Annotated in this window: 13 protein-coding genes; 6 read left to right on the top strand and 7 right to left on the bottom strand. The window is 54.2% G+C overall.

Going from position 1 to position 17,815, the window contains the following annotated elements:
- Positions 1–3: 3 nt before the first annotated feature.
- Both FF011L_RS25935 and FF011L_RS25930 read right to left on the bottom strand, forming a co-directional pair.
- Positions 4–1,275: a polysaccharide biosynthesis/export family protein gene (locus FF011L_RS25935; protein WP_391560951.1), complete on the bottom strand. Its 1,272-nt coding sequence runs from the start codon at positions 1,273–1,275 to the stop codon at positions 4–6.
- A 189-nt stretch (positions 1,276–1,464) separates the two neighbouring features.
- Positions 1,465–2,271 carry a hypothetical protein gene (locus tag FF011L_RS25930; protein WP_145354808.1) on the bottom strand — a complete coding sequence of 269 codons (807 nt, stop codon included), beginning with the start codon at positions 2,269–2,271 and terminating at the stop codon, positions 1,465–1,467.
- Positions 2,272–2,710: 439 nt separating this feature from the next.
- On the opposite strand from FF011L_RS25930, the gene FF011L_RS25925 reads away from it, so the two are divergent.
- Positions 2,711–3,295: a DUF374 domain-containing protein gene (locus FF011L_RS25925; protein ID WP_145354807.1), complete on the top strand. Its 585-nt coding sequence runs from the start codon at positions 2,711–2,713 to the stop codon at positions 3,293–3,295.
- 21 nt (positions 3,296–3,316) lie between these two features.
- Here FF011L_RS25925 and FF011L_RS25920 read toward each other — a convergent pair whose 3' ends face one another.
- Both FF011L_RS25920 and FF011L_RS26965 read right to left on the bottom strand, forming a co-directional pair.
- The gene (locus FF011L_RS25920) at positions 3,317–5,017 is read right to left on the bottom strand and encodes a GspE/PulE family protein (protein ID WP_145354806.1); all 1,701 of its coding nucleotides are present in this window, start codon (positions 5,015–5,017) and stop codon (positions 3,317–3,319) included.
- Positions 5,018–5,478: 461 nt separating this feature from the next.
- Positions 5,479–5,718, bottom strand: a complete 240-nt coding sequence (locus tag FF011L_RS26965) for a hypothetical protein (RefSeq protein ID WP_246109637.1) — start codon at positions 5,716–5,718, stop codon at positions 5,479–5,481.
- Between the two features lie 1,219 nt (positions 5,719–6,937).
- On the opposite strand from FF011L_RS26965, the gene FF011L_RS25910 reads away from it, so the two are divergent.
- From FF011L_RS25910 to panD, 5 genes are all read left to right on the top strand, one after another.
- A complete protein-coding gene (locus tag FF011L_RS25910; RefSeq protein ID WP_145354805.1) occupies positions 6,938–7,306 on the top strand; it encodes a cupin domain-containing protein in 369 nt (122 codons plus the stop codon).
- Entirely contained in the window at positions 7,306–9,513 is a 2,208-nt protein-coding gene (locus FF011L_RS25905; protein WP_145354804.1) for an outer membrane protein assembly factor BamB family protein, read from the top strand. Before FF011L_RS25910 ends, FF011L_RS25905 begins: the two co-directional genes overlap by 1 nt.
- An 813-nt stretch (positions 9,514–10,326) precedes the next feature.
- Positions 10,327–12,342: an outer membrane protein assembly factor BamB family protein gene (locus FF011L_RS25900; RefSeq protein WP_218933246.1), complete on the top strand. Its 2,016-nt coding sequence runs from the start codon at positions 10,327–10,329 to the stop codon at positions 12,340–12,342.
- Between the two features lie 47 nt (positions 12,343–12,389).
- Complete coding sequence (locus FF011L_RS25895; RefSeq protein ID WP_145354803.1) at positions 12,390–12,761, top strand: response regulator; 372 nt, start codon at positions 12,390–12,392, stop codon at positions 12,759–12,761.
- Between the two features lie 56 nt (positions 12,762–12,817).
- Entirely contained in the window at positions 12,818–13,216 is a 399-nt protein-coding gene (gene panD / locus FF011L_RS25890; protein ID WP_218932901.1) for an aspartate 1-decarboxylase, read from the top strand.
- A 415-nt stretch (positions 13,217–13,631) separates the two neighbouring features.
- On the opposite strand, the gene FF011L_RS25885 is transcribed toward panD, so the two are convergent.
- From FF011L_RS25885 to FF011L_RS25875, 3 genes are all read right to left on the bottom strand, one after another.
- Positions 13,632–15,467 carry a serine/threonine-protein kinase gene (locus FF011L_RS25885; RefSeq protein WP_145354801.1) on the bottom strand — a complete coding sequence of 612 codons (1,836 nt, stop codon included), beginning with the start codon at positions 15,465–15,467 and terminating at the stop codon, positions 13,632–13,634.
- Positions 15,468–15,484: 17 nt separating this feature from the next.
- Complete coding sequence (locus FF011L_RS25880) at positions 15,485–16,810, bottom strand: UDP-glucose dehydrogenase family protein (RefSeq protein ID WP_145354800.1); 1,326 nt, start codon at positions 16,808–16,810, stop codon at positions 15,485–15,487.
- 345 nt (positions 16,811–17,155) lie between these two features.
- Positions 17,156–17,548 carry a hypothetical protein gene (locus FF011L_RS25875; RefSeq protein WP_145354799.1) on the bottom strand — a complete coding sequence of 131 codons (393 nt, stop codon included), beginning with the start codon at positions 17,546–17,548 and terminating at the stop codon, positions 17,156–17,158.
- Between the last annotated feature and the right edge of the window lie 267 nt (positions 17,549–17,815).

Raw genomic sequence — 17,815 nt, 5'->3', positions numbered from 1 at the left:
CCGTTAGTTACGGAGCATTTCTTGGATACCATAGGTGAAGAAGGTTCCAAGACCGAAGTTCACGATCTCTTCTTCACACTTGTATTGAAGGATCAGGACGTCGCCGGCCTGGATCAATGGTCGGCTGCGAGGATTCATGATCGCTTTGTTCAGGTCGACTTCGATGATCACTTGTCCGTCACATTCGGTTTCGCGGAGGATATAAAGTTGCCCCGGTGGGACTCCACCAAAGCCTCCGATACCGCCCCTCATCCCGCCACCGCCACCGCCATTGCCGCTGGTGCCACCAATGTTTCCGCCGGTGATCGCGATCGCTCCGAGGACATCCAAGTCGTAGTCACGAGGGAGCATGTGTTCGCCACCAGGCAGCAAGCCACCGGTATAGAAGACTTCGGTCTCGCGAGATTCGATGTAGACGATGTCGCCATCTTCTAGCCGGATATCATCATTGCTTAAGCTGGGAACCACGCCGGGTGGTAATCGCAGCGGGATGCGAAGGATCGAAGGGTCGGCGGGCAATTCAGGTGGGCAAGCACAAGGGTCACACTGTGCGGCCGCTTGATGGCGATAGAATTCGCTAACAAACTGAGCCCGTTTAATCTTATCGGCTTTGCTGGAGCGAAGTACTTGGACTTCGTTCTTCGCTTTCAATCCTGGTAGTCCACCGGTTTGCACAAGGGCGTGCAGGATATCGTTTTGATAAGCGGGAAGTTTCACCAGTTTGCCGCTGGAGCTTTCATCGCTGCTCCCTCGGATCTCCCCGTTTAGATTGCTCGATACATTGTCCTGACGGACGACGATTACGTTGTAGGTCCGCTCTTGGATCAGTGTTACGACAGGTCGAGCCTTATCCGCGGGCATGATCTCCCGTTCGATGTAAGCCTGTCGAATCGCTTCGCGAACTTGGTCCAGTGTCAAACCGCGAACGTTCAGCGGCGAGAGCAGCGGTAAGGAGAGGGTCCCGTCCTCAGCAACCGGGATCGGATACCCAATCGAAGGAGGCAGTAGGCTGCTCGCATCTGGGAAGTTCACCGGAGGAGGCTCAGGTGGTTTGTCCAAAGGAACAAACGGCATAACGCCTTCAACATAGATCCCCAGGATATCGCCCGAATCCAGTTGGTAGCTGCGTGGCGGCTCCAACGTTAACAGGGAAATATCAATGGGAACCAAGTTGTTTTTTGGTTTGGCAAATAGCTGCGATGGCAATCGATTTGCGGGTACCCCGTGAATTGGATTGGTCAGCGCCGTACAGCCGGTCGAGACCAATAGCAGCATGGCTGACGCCAATTGCAATGGAGCCAACCAGCGTCCGCATCCGGACGGTCCCGAGGACGCCTTGGTGGGCGTGATGGATCGAAATCGAGAGCGATAGATTCTCATCGCAATATACTCACAGGTAAACAGGCAAATCGGAGTGCAGTAAGACGACCACAGGGAACGGAGTTTCCGTTATGTAGTGGCAGCCTATTTAGATGCGTTGAACGGGTACGAAGGGAACGGTACGTTGCCTGAACCCGCCGGCGGTGCGGCGAGACTTCGCGTCGTTGCCGGTTGGTAAGGGACTGCAGGAGTCGGAGCCATGTCAAAAGTCGTTTGTTGGATCATGACGGGCACCCCTTGAGGCGGCGGCTGAGGTAGTTCCGGCTCGGGAGCTTCAACCGGCGGTTCGGTTGGTTGCTCTGCAGGCTTGGAGAACATCGTTGGAATCTCAGACCAGTGGGCTAAGCCATCTTGTTCGGCTGCTTTGGCACCCAGCGGATAGCCCGCAAACCAGGCGGCCACTTTGGCTTGCCCTTCAGGTGACTGATAACGCCAGCCCCAATACTCCTGTGGAGCGATCGAGGGTGTGCAGCCATCGGAACCACTGGCGACATCTTCATATCCAGATCGAAATCCGGCTTCGAAGTGACGCGTGTGCGGTTGATTGGCGAAGCAATGTTTCTGAGCATGCCAAGCCTTGGCAGCCAACGCTTGATTGCGATATCCGATGACAAAATCATCAATGCAATCATTCCGTTTCAGTTTCTGACTGGCAGCACTAAAGGCAGTGCAGCCGGTGGAACTGGTTAATAAAACCCCGCCGGTAATCAGGCTAGCCACCAAAGCGGATAGCGACCGACGTCCGTATCGGGATCGAGTCGTTTTAGCACGAAGCTGTTTCTGGTCCGCCATTTGGCCCCCCTTGGCTGCACGGCAGTGGCCTCCGGAAGTCCGTCGGCCTGTGTAAATATGTGGGATGCGCCAATAACGCATCTTGGTATGGTTATTCATCGCCAGATGAAGGCGTAAGATTTAACGAAAATAGGAATCAAGGCAGGGGTACCTATTGCCCCCTGGTTTTCCGCGTCCTAAATCTCGTCGGGAGTCTCCGCAAACGGCCGTGTTTAAGAGACAGGTGATGTCGATGCTTCGCTCACAGCGCAAGGATCATCCGGATTGCTTAAACGGCAGGTTCCCGGGGAGAATGTCGCCATTCATTATCGAAGACGGTTTCACGGCGCGTCTGAATCGCACGTTTGAGTGCAGCTGAGTAGGTTCCGGATCCAAACGATATCCGCTACCTTTGGCGGATTCGTACCTTGTTATTCTCCATTTGTTTGTCTCAACGCCGAACGAGGGGCCTCCAATCTTCAAGTCATTTTCAACTTGGTTTATCAGTTGGTCCGTTGCCTTTGCGATTCTTTGCTTACGATTTACTTGCAGGATCCGTTTGCATGATGATCCTCGCCAATCGCTGAAAGCGAACGAGGAGCGGTATATCTATGCGGTTCTGCATGCTCATCAGGTTTCGGCAATCATGGATAGCGAGCCGGGTACGGGGGCCATGGTTTCGCGATCCAACGATGGGCAAATGATTGTTCCAGCCCTGCGAGTGCGCGGCTGTGTGCCGATTCGAGGATCCAGTCGCCGGCAGGGTCAAGACAAAGGAGGCCGCGCCGCGCTGCAAGCGATGATCGATCACGTCGTTGGTGGAAAACCGGCTTATTTGGCGGTCGATGGTCCACGCGGTCCACGCGGACGCGTTCACAAAGGGATTGCGATGTTGGCTCGCCAAGCTGACGCGGCGGTGATCACCATTGCACCGGTCCCCAGTCGCCGGTGGATCCTCACGCGGGCATGGGATCGCTTGCAGATTCCCAAACCGCTGGCCAAGATTGATGCCTACTTTGGGCCTCCACTCCGGATCAAGCCCGAAGAGAGTTTGGAGGATTTTTGCATGCGGATTCAGAGTGATTTGGCTCAATTAGAAGCCGAACATGATCCGCAGGAATATGCTGCGGCGACGGCTAAGTAGCACCCCAGGGCTAACGCCTCTTTAGATCGGCCGGAGCAGGGCTTCTTGAAGGCTGGTGACTCCCGCAGCGACCTGTTGCAAACTGATTTGGTCGAACAATTGAGTGCCATTTGCTTTGACCGCTCGCCGCAATTGCTGAAGCGATGCACCGCGGCGGATCAGTCGGCGTAGCGGATTTGTGACCGGAATCACTTCGGTCATCGGCAGGTAGCCGTTGTAGCCCGTTTGCTGACAATGTTCACATCCTGCAGGCCGTTTCAGAACGGTGCCAGGTTGGATTCCAAAACGGACATATTCTTCGCGATTCAGCTGGTAAGGTTGGCAGCATTCTTCGCAGAGGGTTCGCAGTCGCCGTTGGGAAATCAGCAGTTTTAAGGAACTGGCAATTAGGTATGGAGCAACATCCAATTCTTGCAAGCGAGCGATCGCGGAGAGCGCATCGGGGGTTGGTAGCGCTGATAGCATTAAGTGATTTCCCAACGCGGCGCGGAGGGTTCGGTCAGCGGTTTCCGCATCCCGAATTTCCTCGATCATGATCACGTCCGGATCTTGGAAAAGCACCGATTGCAATGCGTTGGGGATCGTCAGTCCAACCTCGGGGCGAGTCTGAATTTGGTTGATTCCGCCACATGGTTGTGCAATCGAATCTTCGATGGTGTAGATGTTGTTTTCCAGATCATTTAGATGCTGGAGGCAAGCGTATAGCGTGTTTGATTTGCCGCTTGCCTGTGATCCCGTGACCAGAACGACTCCGCTGGGATTTTCAATCGCAGCTTTCAAATCCTTGAACTGACGTTCCTCCAACCCGAGGGCTCTTAGGCTGGTCGGGATCGGTGTTTTCGATTGCAATTGAAGCACGATTTTTTCGCTGGTCAGCGTCGGGCAGGTATGCATTCGAATTTGGATTTTTCGTTCTCCAGCGCGAACCGTGATGGTTCCGTCTTGGGGCACATGTCGTTGATCGATATCCATTTTAGCTAGCGATTTCAGTCGATCGAACACCGACTCCTGAATCGACGGCGCTGGCGCTGGCCGTTCTTCAAAGTTCCCCGCGACGCGGATTCGCACCCGGCAGCACTCTTCAAAAGGTTCCAGGTGAATCGCTGTTGCTTTGGCAAGGATCGCCTGCTCGATCAGGCTATGGATATAGGCTTGCGTCTGTTCATCAACCGTTTGAGCGTTGACAAAAGCCTCTTCGCTGAGGGATTCGAATTCATGGAATTCCGAATCGTCTTCTTCGGCGTTTGCAGAGGTGCTGCTCGATTCGAGCGATGTCGGTTCATGATGACGCTGAAAACAATAGTCGTCCGGTGACCACTGGCTTTCTTCGTACATGTCCCCAAGCAGACGCTCAATCGCAGACAGAGGGGTAAACATGGCCCGCATGCGCCGCCCGGAAAGGTACTGAATTTCGTCGGCTAGCCGGAGTGCATCGGGGGAGGCGATCGCTACCTCTAGCGTGTGGCCGTCATCGGTTAGCGGGGCGATCAGGTGATTCAGGCAGAGCTGAGCCGGCAGCCGCTGGGCGACCGCTGGATCAACCGGCGAGGGTTGGTCGGCCGGCGGGTCAAACAGAGGTAACAGATAATGCTTCGCATAGGCCGTGGCAATTTGGCTTTCATCCGCCAGACCGAACCGAATGACCGATTGTTCGACCGTTTCCTCGTCTTCGTTCTGTGCATCCCAAAGCGCCCCCAAACGTTCAGGATCCAATTGATCCATCGTTTCTAAAAGCCTGAGGATTACTGGGCAATCCTGGAGGTCCGTCGGCGGGACATTGGAGGCTGGGTTGGTGGAATCCGACGGAGGGGGGGTCGAAGGTTGGCTCACAAGAATCGCTCCCAGCGCTTTTAAGTAGAGGCCCGTAAGGGTTGGCTTGCTGCGAGATCTGCAGTAAGCCACCAACGGTTACTTAGTAGCGCCAGAAAAGCGGGGAGCGATCCAATCGTTGAAATAGTCCCCCCGGGTGGAAGGAGAGGGCTGTTGTGCGGAATGTAGGGATTGGGAGGGAGGTTGGGGGCGAAGAGGGCGGATATTAGGTCCGTCATCACCACCGGAGGGAGAAGGTTTGCATTGATCGGCAAAACCATCCAACCAAAAAAAAACGGTCCGATCAGTTTGCACTGATCAGACCGTTCTTGTTTAGGTCACGTCTGAAGGATTCAGAATCCTCATTCGCTTATTCAGCGAACGTAGAGGGCACTGGCCTGAATGACGCGACGCTTGCTGTGCAAGTTGCTTGCACTTGGATCGACAACTGGTGCTGGAGGAGCAGGAGCTGCTTCTTCAGTGACAGGAGCCGGAGCAGGTGCAGCAGCTGGTGCTAGAGGAGCGGCGTAGGTGGATCCACATCCGCATCCGCTGTCGCATCCGCTATCGCAGCAGCTGCTTTTGTGCTTCAGGTTGCCGAACAGTTTGCTCAACAATCCACATTTTTTGGTGCCACAAGGGCTGTCGCAGCAAGTAGGTCCGCAAGCGATTTCAGCACCGCAAGCTGGTTCGCAGCTGTTGCAACCGAAAGTCGATTCGCAGCCACAAGCTGGTTCGCCACATCCGCATGCTGAGTGCGATCCGCATCCGCTGTCGCAGATGCTGTCGCAACCGCAATGGTGGTTACGTAGTTTGCCAACCAATTTGTCTAGCAAACCACGTTTGCCCGAGCAGCATCCGCTGTCGCAGCAAGTAGGTTCGCAAGCGATTTCAGCACCACAAGCTGGTTCGCAGCTGTTGCAGCTGTTGCATGAGGATTCAAGTCCACATGCTGGCTCGCAGCTGTTGCAGCTGCTGCAGGAGGACTCAAGTCCACAAGCTGGCTCGCAGCAACTTTTCTTGCCGAACAGGCGATCGCCCAAGCATTTGGACTCAGCACCACAAGCTGGCTCGCAACAATCGTTGCAAGCTGATTCCAGGCCGCAAGCAGGCTCGCAACCGTCGTAACATGGGGCTTCGCAACAAGCACTGCTGCTTCCGCAACCCTTAAGACCGAGCATACGGTCTAGTAAATCAAACCCAAAGCTTTGCGAACAGATTGAGCTGCCGAGAACCAGGGTAGCAACAAGAATGGATCGTTTCATGGAGATCTTCTCCTAAACGCCGAAGCGTATTTGTTTCAGTTCAATACAGTGTCTTCGCAAACAACGATGTCCGGTTGGATTAAAGAGTCAGTCGGTGGACGAAGTTGCCATCGATCGATTCCTTGTGTCCGTTAACACTCACCAGCCGGGTGCGGACACCCGGCCCGCTGACTTCGCTCTGTTAACAAGGACCGGAAACCTTTCGAGCGATCGAAAGATTGGTACTCGTTATTTGCTGCAGTATCACTGGTTGGTACAACGCCATCCCATGGCGAGGTCCCTTCCTTTAAGCCCCCCCAATCAAGTTGTTTGGAGATGACTGACACAGAGGTCAGTCGTCTGCTTCATCAGGGCGACAGAAAAAGGTATCGGAACGAAGTTGCTCCATGGTTAGCTTTCCGGGCGATTTTGCGCCGCTTGGTAAACTGTTTCTATTACTCCGGTTTGACTTGTTTTTCCTGATAAAACGGCTTCTTTGAAGTATCTCATGGCATGATCGAAACAATCGGTATAAAATAAAGCAGAGCCTTTACGTAAACCCTAGAAATTATCAGCTACCCACCCGTTTATGGCCAACCCTTCCACTTATGAGCTGGTCGATCTAAAAGCCCTGCCTGGAATTCCGTGCCCCTGCGGTGAGGCGCGGCGGGCTTTTGCCGACCGTGGCGATTTCCCTGCAACCGTTCATCTCACCTCAATCAGCAAAGACGCCCAACTGCACTACCACCGACAGCAGACTGAGGTCTACGTCGTGGTGAAGTGCGAAGAGAACGCAGCCATTGAATTGGATGGCCAAATCCATCCCTTGCACCCCGGAATGGCGGTGCTGATTCCCCCCGGCGTGCATCATCGCGCGATCGGCGAGATGGAAGTCATCCTGTTTTGCACTCCGAAATTTGATCCCAACGACGAATTCTTCCTTCCCAGCGAATCCTAATGCCCACGACAAAGAACCTCCTGTTTGTCACCACGGCCCTCCTCGCGGTGACCTCCTACCTGCCAGCCGCTGATTGGACCTACTGGCGTGGTCCCCAATTCGACGGACACAGTCCCGAAACCGGGCTGCCCGATCACTGGGATGCCAAAGGGGGAGACGATAGCCACTTGCTTTGGAAGAACGAAGAGCTCGGAGGTCGCTCGACGCCAACGGTTATGAATGATCGCCTCTACACGATCATGCGCGCCGAACCGGGAACCTCCCGCGAAGGAGAGAAGGTCGTTTGTGCCGATGCGGCCACCGGCGAAATCCTCTGGGAGAATCGATTCAACGTATGGCTCTCCGATGTTCCCGATACCCGTGTCGGTTGGTCCAGCGTTGCCTGTGATCCCGAAACCGGGAACGTTTACGTCCTGGGCGTCTGCGACTATTTCCTCTGTATCAACGGAGAAACCGGCGAAACCATCTGGAGCCTGCCGCTGCACGAGCAATTCGGCATGCTGAGCACCTACGGGGGACGGACCAATTTCCCAATCATCGCCGACGATCTGGTAATTATCAGCGGTGTGATCATCAACTACGCTGATAAAGCTAAACCAAATCACCGATTCATCGGTTTTGATAAACGGACCGGAAAAGTCGTCTGGTTCAGCGGAACCAGAGACCTTCCAGATGATACGACCTACTCGGCACCCTCCTTGGTGACGATCGATGGACAGCAACAGCTGATCGTTGGAGCCGGTGATGGAAGCGTCTGGGGATTCCAGCCGCAAACCGGTAAACCCCTCTGGCACTACGCGCTGTCGCGACGCGGTCTATTTGCCACGCCGTTGGTGGTTGGTAACCGAGTCTTCGCAAGTCATAGCGAAGAAAATGTCTCCGGAACCTCGATGGGAGCCATTGTCGCTCTGGATATCACCGGTACAGGAGAAGATACAAAAGCGACCGAGGCCTGGAAGATCGAACAGCTTGTTGTCGGTCGTTCGACGCCGGTCGAACTGGATGGACGTCTGTATGTTGTCGACGATCGCTGCAAATTGCATGTGATCAACGCGGAGACAGGTGAATTCATCGCCGAACGGATCACGCTGGGCGATAGCCGCCAGTGGTCCAGCCTGCTAGTGGCTGACGGCAAATTGTATGTCCTGACCGAAAATGGTCGCTGGGCGATTCTGAAACCGACCGCAGACGGAGCGGAACTGCTAAACCGCGACCGAATTCGCAATGAAGGCTTCAACGCTTCGCCCATCGCCGCCAATGGTCGACTCTACTTCCGCGGAAAATCGGCCATGTACTGCGTCGGTAACGCGGATGCAAAACCTGCCGAAGCGCTTCCTGTTGCTGCCAAGCAAGCGGCCGCCGCCAAAGACGCAGCGGTTGCCTGGGTTCAGGTTATCCCCGCCGAAGCGACTGTCGCCCCCGGAGAAACCGTACAGTTTGAAACCCGCCTGTATGACGCACTTGGTCAACGGATCCCCGGTGAGCAGGAAGTGACCTACCGTGTCAACGGAGGTGGTAGCTTTGAAGGTGCGACCTACACCGCTCCTGAAGGGAACGAACATGTCGCTGTCGATGTTGTCGCGGAATTAGGGGACATCAGTGGAGAGGCTCGCATGCGAGTGATCCCGCCGCTCCCTTGGAAATTTGATTTCGACAAAGCCAACGACGCTCCCGTCACCTGGATCGGAGCTCGTTACCGACACGTCATTCGCACCGTCGATGGATCCCCAGCACTGGTAAAAATTACGACCATTCCAAAGGGAGCACGTAGCCGAGCCTGGATGGGACCTAGTTCGCTTTCGAACTACACCATCGAAGCGGATGCGAAGGGGGCTCGTCAGGCCCAGAAGTTGCCCGATATCGGACTGGTTAACCAAGGTTATGTCCTCGATTTGCAGGGTGAAAATCAAGAATTGCAGATTCGAACCTGGGCAGCTCAGTTGCGAATGGCCTCAACCATCGACTTCCCTTGGAAGGAAGATGTTTGGTACCGGATGAAATTGAAAGTCGTGATTGAAGAAGAAGATGGCAAACCAGTGGCAATTGTCACCGGCAAGATTTGGCCCAAAACCGAGTCAGAACCTAAGGAATGGACCATCACCGCACGGGATGAGGTTCCTAACTTGACGGGCAGCCCTGGTTTGTATGGGAATGCCAAAGACGCGGAATTGTATTTGGACAATGTCCAAGTCATTGCCAACGATTGATTCAAACCACGCGCTGTTGGCTCCTTGCGGAGCGTACTTTGCGGTCAGCCAATCCTATAACTCCCTTTCTATAATAATCTGATGAATAAAGAATTTTCTGCTTGGTCGATGCTGCTGGGTGCCGCACTGCTGGGAAGCGTTGCTGCAACGTCCCTCGGTGGTTGTCGTCCTCCTGTAGATGACGTGGACTACGACGATGTCGATGTGTCGCTTGATATCGATGTCAGCGATGGGGAAGCTGTCGAGAAGAAAGCAGCCAAACCGCCCGCTCCGTCGATCGGTGATATCGGGTCCTTTCAAGCTGCTTCGAACCAGACGTCTGGATCCAATCGGACAATGGGATCGAATCGGACAATAGGGTCGAATTGGACGACAGGATCGAACCGAACCGTCGCTGGTTTTCGCCCGCTAGGAAGTAATTCCACGGTTGCCGGCATGCGACCGTTTGGATCGAATTCGACCGCCGCTGGGTTCCGTCCTCTCAATTCGAATTCGACTGCCGCGGGGATGCGTCCCTTTGGATCGAATTCGACCGTCGGTGGCTCCGCAAATATCCAGGTTGCCCCAGCCGAATCCCCGTTTGGTGCGACTCGCGCCAACCAGGCAAAACCAAGCAGCAACCAAACGGCCGCGGCCGCCGCGAAACCGGCTCCGGTAATGAAAGTGGCCGCAGCTCCAAAACCGGCTCCTAAGGCCGAGCCAAAACCAGAACCTAAGGCGGCTGCGAAACCAGCTCCCAAAGCTGAGCCAAAACCAGAACCTAAAGTCGCTGCGAAACCAGCCCCCAAAGCCGAACCAAAACCAGAACCTAAGATGGCTGCGAAACCGGCTCCCAAAGCTGAAGCAAAGCCAGAAGCCAAAGTGGCTGCTAAGCCAGCTCCCAAAGCTGAACCGAAGCCAGAAGCAAAAGCCGAAGCAAAACCAGAAGCGAAGGTTTCCGCTGACAAAAGCAGCGTTGAAGATCCTCAAGTCGTCCTCAATGCGGGTGGCGATTGGCCACAGTGGGGCGGGACTCGTCTTCGAAATAACACCCCAAACGTAAAAAACCTTCCTGCTAGCTGGAATGTCGGCGATTTTGATCGCCGTACCGGCGAATGGGATAATGCCGAAGCCGAAAACATCAACTGGTACGCCAACCTAGGTAGCCAAACCTACGGAAACCCAGTGGTTGCTGGTGGCCAAGTCTATGTGGGAACAAACAACGGAGCCGGCTATCTGCCTCGCTACCCCAACGATGTCGACCTCGGTTGCTTGCTTGCCTTTGACGAGAAGGATGGCAAATTTCTGTGGCAGCACAGCAGTGAAAAACTGATCACCGGCCGAGTCCATGACTGGCCTTTGCAAGGGGTTTGTAGCGCTTCGTTGGTCGAAGGAGACCGTTTATGGTTTGTGACCAGCCGCGGCGAAGTTCGCTGTTTGGACACCAAAGGTTTCCACGATGGCGTCGATAATGGACCGATCAAAGACGAAGTCGTTCGCGTTGGTGATTTGGCGGCTGCGGCCGAAGGTTATGCCGATACCGTCGCCGCACTTGACGAAGGAAAGGTCTCTGACGCATTGAAAAAAATGTTGGAAGACCAAGGACATCCTCTTAAAGGGGACGCCAAAATCGAAACGACCACCGCCGGAAAAGCCTGGACACTGACCGGGAATATCGCCGGTAATGATCGTCAGCTGACTTTGAAGGTTGCCGGACCTCGGTTGTCGGTCTTTAAGGCGCTCTCCGTTCATGACAAAGACGAAGCGGACGTTATCTGGGTGCTGGATATGATGGCCGCCCCTCTGGGCGTTAGCCAACACAACATGGCCGCTTGCTCGGTCACTACCTATGGCGATCTGTTGTTCGTAAACACCAGTAACGGGATTGATGAAACGCACATCAACCTGCCTGCTCCTTCGGCACCTAGTTTTATCTGTGTCGATAAGAACACCGGGGAAGTTCTCTGGACCAATGGATTGCCTGGGCAAAACATTTTGCACGGACAATGGTCCAGTCCTTCGGTTGCTGAAATCAACGGAGTTCCTCAAGTCCTGTTCGCCGGCGGTGATGGCTGGCTGTACAGCTTTAAGGCCGACCGTGGCAAAGATGGCAAACCGGAACTGCTTTGGAAGTTTGATTGCAATCCAAAAGAATCGAAATGGATCCTTGGTGGCGAGGGAACTCGCAACAATATCATCGCAACCCCCGTCATTTACGATGACTTGGTCTACGTTGCTGTGGGACAAGACCCTGAACATGGTGAAGGGGAAGGGCACCTGTGGTGCATCGATCCAACCAAGAGTGGCGACGTCAGCCCGCAGTTGGCTCTGGAAGTCAAAGGGGATGAACGAGTCCCATTGGCTCATACCCGAATTCAAGCGGTCGAGCCCGAAAAAGGACAAGTTGCTGTCGATAATCCGAATTCAGCCGTCGTCTGGCATTACAGCATCTTCGACCAAAATGAAGATGGTGAAATCGATTTCGAAGAAGAAATGCACCGCAGTTGCGGAACCGTCGCGATCAAAGACGACGTTCTCTATCTGGCCGACTTTTCGGGGATTTTCCACTGCTTAGACGCTAAAGGAACCAAAGACGGCAAACCAATTGTCCACTTCACCTACGATATGTTTGCGCAAAGCTGGGGTAGCCCGCTGATCGCCGATGGCAAAGTGTTTATCGGGGACGAAGACGGTGAAGTGGCTGTCTTTGAATTCGGCAAAGAGAACAAAGAGCCTCTTGAAGAAATTTTTATGGGCAGCAGTGTCTATAGTACGGTCGTGGCCGCAAACGATCGCCTGTACATTTCTACCAAAGACAAATTGTTCTCGATCGGTAAACCAAGCGAATAGACCGGTTTGTCGCCTCCTATCATTTTTCCTCCAGGTTTTGAAGTTCCATGACCAAAACGGTTGTCGATTGCGGGAATTGTTCTCCCGATTTCAACTCAATCAGTTCGATGCTGAAGTCCTCGTATAGCGTCCAGGTCCTTCAGACCAACGGGGCTGAGGATACGTTGAAGGTGCTGAGATCTCAGCGGGTCGACTTGGTCACGGTGAATCGAAAACTGGATCAGGACTACAGCGACGGCATCGAAGTGATTCGCCAAATCAAAGCCGACTCGGAAATCGCTTCGATTCCCGTGATGTTGGTCACCAATCACGCAGAACATCAGGAAGCCGCTATCGCAGAAGGGGCGATCTATGGGTTTGGTAAATTGGCCCTGCAGGCCCCCGAAACCCATCAGCGGCTGAAAGAAGTCCTCGGCTGAACGATTGTTGAAAGTTCTCAATAATTTGAGAACGGTGTTCAAAGCTAAAAATGTCCATGCGAAAACTCCTCAGCGCCAAGTTGCATCGGTTGACGGTCACCCACGCCGATCTTGCCTACGAAGGTAGCTTCACGCTTCCACCAGAATTGATGGAAGCGGCGGGGATTCTTCCGTATGAATCGTTGCATGTCTGGAATGTCACCAGGGGGACGCGTCTGGAAACGTACGCGATCCAAGGCCTAGCAGGTTCCAGCGATGTTTGTGCCAATGGAGCCGCCGCTCATTTGATTTGCCCAGGAGATCAAGTGATCGTCGCGACATACACTTTTGTCGCGAACGAAGACCTAAGCGCTCATCAGCCACGATTGATCTTTGTCAACGAAAAGAATCAGCTGTCGCATACGGGGCCGGAAATCGCCGGCCCGCAGCTGCGGGAACCGATAGGGACGGAGTGAGCATACTCGGTCTTAATCCTAATCCCCGCGCCCTCCTCTCAGGCCTCCCGCAACCCTAAGCGGACCAACATCAATGGATCTTCCAGCGGGTTTCGGCAGCGTCTTGGGTGATGGAGAACGCTCTCTCTGTGCTTAGGCCGTGGGAGATTACGATTAAGATTAGGATTACGATTAAGACTTGCAGAAGATAGGGACTCGCCAAGTTTTGATTCGAACGGTTTCCTCCCGTCTTCCACGCCTCAAGATGCTAACGCAACCCGATCAGATTGATTGCCCTTTAAAGGCACCGGTGTAACTGAGTGTTCGGCCAACACTCTTAATCTTAATCCCCCGAGTCCTCCTCTCAGACCTCCCGCAATCCTAAGCTGGAGCAAACCAAACGTCATTCGATCCACCAATTGCGTTCCATTCCTCCTTAGGGCGCCGGAACTAGGATCTGCGGATCCAAACCCTCTTGTTTGCCGAGGGCCGCTTCGGCTGACTTGACTTGCTCGCTTGCCCAGCTTTGGTCCTCGTACAGTGCGATGATTCCGGTGTAGAACCGTTTCTGTTCTTCGGGTGGCAAATTGTCATTCGCCCAGGTTAGCAGTTCCGCTAGTTCCTCGGCTCGTTGGTCGTTATTCGTTTGGTGCTGGTTCCCCAGTGCTTCCACTTCGCTGCGAGCGAGGATTGCCAGCCGCTTGACTTCGGTACTGGTCGGTAAGTCTTTGTGCCCATAGACGGTGAGCCAGTGTTGCAGTTGTTGACGAGCCGCCCCGGGATCTTGTTCTCGGAGTAATGCCGCGGCGAGGAATGCTTGCTGTGGTGGATCGAGGTGCTGAATCCCGCCGGACCGTAAAGCTCGCAGTCGGAGTTTGCGTACGGTGCTTTCCACATCCATTGCATCGGCGATCTGGCGGACCTGATCGGCACGCGGGTCGTCACCGTGTAAACGCAGGAAGGATTGAATTTCGGTCTTGCTTTCCGCGACGTTGCCTGTCGCGTCGGCTGCGGCGATCGCTGAGTACAAATCATCGGCCGTGGGGGGACGGATCAAGTACAGCCCTCCGGCGATCAATCCACACAGCAGAAGGACTAACCCAGCGATGGATAGCCAATGTGCAGCGGGATGCGATTCGGTGCCGCTGAGTGTTCGCTGGCGCCGTTCGGCTTCCGCCACGGTCTGGAACTGGGATAGGCCGCTTGAAATTTCAAAGCCGTCGTTGTCATTCCCATTGGTCCCGCCACGTGACTTAAGTGTGGGGTTTCGCTGCGGCGCCGAGCCGCCTGAATGCATGGTGGCATCGATGGTCGGTTGATCGTGGGTTCCCGCGACAGGGGAGACGTCATCTTTGATCAGGTATTCGTCGTCAACGTCTAACTCTTCGTTGTCGGTTGGGTCCTCGATCTGAGTTTGTCCTGCGGTATCCATGTGGGTTTGGACTTCGCGCGCTTCCAGCCCGGCACGCATCGCCCGCAAGCGGTTACCGACCACCAGCGCGGTTGGTGGGCGGTCTTGCGGATCCTTGCTAAGCAGCTGATGGATTAGTTCCGTCAGCTCTTCTGGAGTCTCGGGGACGATCAGGTCCAGCGGGACTGGAGGATCGCGGCGGAGGGCTTCGATGACGGTTGTAATCGATTTGCCATTGAACGGTGGCCGCCCGGCGAGGCAGGCGTACATCACGCTACCGAGTGCATACAGGTCGGTTCGGTTGGTGATTTTTCCATCGCCCGCTTGTTCCGGGGCCATGTAGTCGGCCGTTCCTAAAACCGATCCGACGGCGGTGTAGTCCCCTGCGCCAAACATTTTGGCGATCCCGAAATCGACCAACTGAATCGATCCGTCAGGCGCCATCAGCAAGTTGGCAGGTTTCAGATCGCGATGGATTACCCCCAGGTCGTGGGCATGCTTCAGCGCCGAACAGATATCGATGCCGATTTGTAAAACGACATGCCAGTCCAGGCGTTTTTCCTTACGAAGGTGTTGCTGTAAGGAGGGGCCTTCGACGATGTCCATCGAATAGAACAATCGCCCCTGTTCTTCGCCATACCCGATCAAACGGACAATGTTGGGATGATTCAGCTTTTTTAGGGTCTCCACTTCGACCGAAAACCGGCGGCGAAAACGCTCTGAATCGGCGACCTGTTCGGCGATCAATTTGACCGCCACCGGCTGCCCGGTTTTGGCATGCCGGGCGCGATAGACCGATCCCATACCACCGGAACCAAGTTTGTCTTGAAGAAGATAGGGTCCCAGGTATTGATCAGGCATTCGATTTACGTCGTCGCTTATTGCGGGGCATCGGAATAAACAGCCGGTCGGCCAATGCTATGGTACGAGAATCCTCGCTCCACCATTTTCTCAGGTTCGTACAGATTTCGGCCATCAAAGACGATGTGTCCATTCATTCGTGAACGCATCTCTTCGAAATTTGGATTGTGATAGGCTTTCCATTCCGTGTTGATCGCCAAGGCGTCGGCGCCATTTAATGCGTCCATCGCCGATTCACAATAGATTAGTTTACTGCCATAGATCGCGCGAATGTTCTCGCTTGCTTCGGGATCATGGACTTGAGGCAGGGCACCATTTTCCAACAAATAATCGATCAACGTCAGTGCGGGGGCTTCCCGGATGTCATCGGTTTGCGGTTTAAAGGCTAATCCCCAAATCGCAAATCGTTTGCCCGCGATGTCGGTTTTGAAGTGTTGGTCGATTTTGGAAACGAGGATCGTTTTCTGATGTTGGTTCACCTCGTCGACGGCATCCATGATCCGCGGGTTCAGGCCTTGATCGCGAGCCATGCTGGCAAGTGCACGAACGTCTTTGGGGAAACAGCTGCCACCATACCCAACGCCAGGGAAGAGGAAGGCAAACCCGATCCGGCTATCGTGTCCGATTCCACGGCGGACGTCATTGATGTCCCCACCCATGTGCTCGCACAAATTCGCCATTTCGTTAATGAATGAAATTTTGGTGCTCAGCAACGCGTTGGCAACGTACTTCGTTAGCTCGGCCGATTGAGGGCTCATCGTTAGGAACGGGTGGTCGGTCCGCAAGAAAGGACGATAGAGTTCTGCTAAAACCTCGCCCACTTCTGGACGACGAACGCCGACGACAACGCGGTCGGGTTTCATAAAGTCGTCAATCGCGGCTCCCTCTTTTAGGAACTCAGGATTGCTGGCAACGTCCACCTGTCGTCCGAGCAGTTCCTCTAGGCGTTCATAAATGAATTGATTGGTGCCGACGGGGACCGTGCTTTTGGTAACCACGATCGCATCCGCCGTCAGGTGCGGAGCCATTGCATCGACGACGCCCTTGAGCGCGGTCAGGTCGGCCGATCCGTCTGCAGCGGGCGGGGTGCCGACGGCCAAGTAGATGATTCGTGAACTGGAAACCGCTGCCTTCAGGTCGGTTGTGAAGGTCAGTCGACCCGATTCGCTATTGCGGATGACCAATTCGGTCAGACCTGGCTCGTAGATGGGGACCTTACCCTCCCGCAGTCGAGCAATTTTGGTTTCGTCAATGTCGACGCAAGCGACTTCATTGCCACTGTCGGCAAAGCAGGTGCCCGTTACTAGGCCGACATAGCCGGTACCAATCATTGCAATCTTCATTTAACACAGCTCCGCAATCTACTGTCTGGTAAGGAAAAACAGGCACTCATGAATCATCGATTGTCGATTGTAGTTCGAATCGACCAACAACGATGCACCTGGTTAGCAAAATCAGCTCCGCTTTCGAATGGTCGCCACATGTATAATCGGAACCGCAATTTTGAATCCACCGGTCTCTCCGCTCCATTCGGTAGATCGATGTACCACCAGGCTGACAGGAACAGTGATAGGCGCCTTTCGCTTCGCGAAAGAACGCTCCCTTAAAGCTGCTTTCACGGAGCGAAAGGCGACAATCTTTCTTTGCTTCCGATCGAAGTGATAGCCCGTCACGTGGCGGATTGGGATCTAGGACGCCGCTGCGCGGGGCCGCCGGGGGGGTTTGGCGATTAAGCGGACCTTCGGAATTGTCGACCCACCACCATGGAATGTTCTGCGTCCATCGATGTAGTGGTCGAATACAAACAGGCCGCCCGCCGAGTTGCCGCTTTTGGAGGTCCGCAAAATCGCTGGATGCCCACATTCTGGGCACCGAACCCGCAGCCCGTGGCTCTCTAGCCACTGCTGGACTTCACGCGTGAAAGCTTGGTTTTCCTCTACCGATCCAAAGGTTTTGCCCGCCAAATCGTGCAGGTAATTCTCGATAGATAACCGGATCGCACGCTGATAGTGGTGGATCTGTTGATTGACCTGGCCCATCTGAACCTTTGCATCAGGAAGCGATTCAGAGGGATTTGTCATAGATAATTGGGCTCTATAAGTAGGCCGGCGGCCAAAAAAAGCTATGTACTGGTGGTTTGAAGCGATTTCTTTCTTTTCAGATCAAAAAATCGATGTTTGGTTCCCTTGTTCTGATAGTCTATACTAAAAGTATAAAGAGGCGAGCAAACGGTTTGCAAAAACGGATTTTACTTAAACAGTCGATTTTCTTGGTCTGAGGAGAACCCTCTTGCTGGTGGCTTGATCGGCACCTTTCGGTGCATGATTGATAGAACCGGCAAGGTCGTT

The organism is Roseimaritima multifibrata, from assembly GCF_007741495.1.
Classification (GTDB): Bacteria; Planctomycetota; Planctomycetia; order Pirellulales; family Pirellulaceae; genus Roseimaritima; species Roseimaritima multifibrata.
Note: the sequence above shows the minus strand (reverse complement) of the source record. Positions and strands in the feature narration are given on the sequence as shown.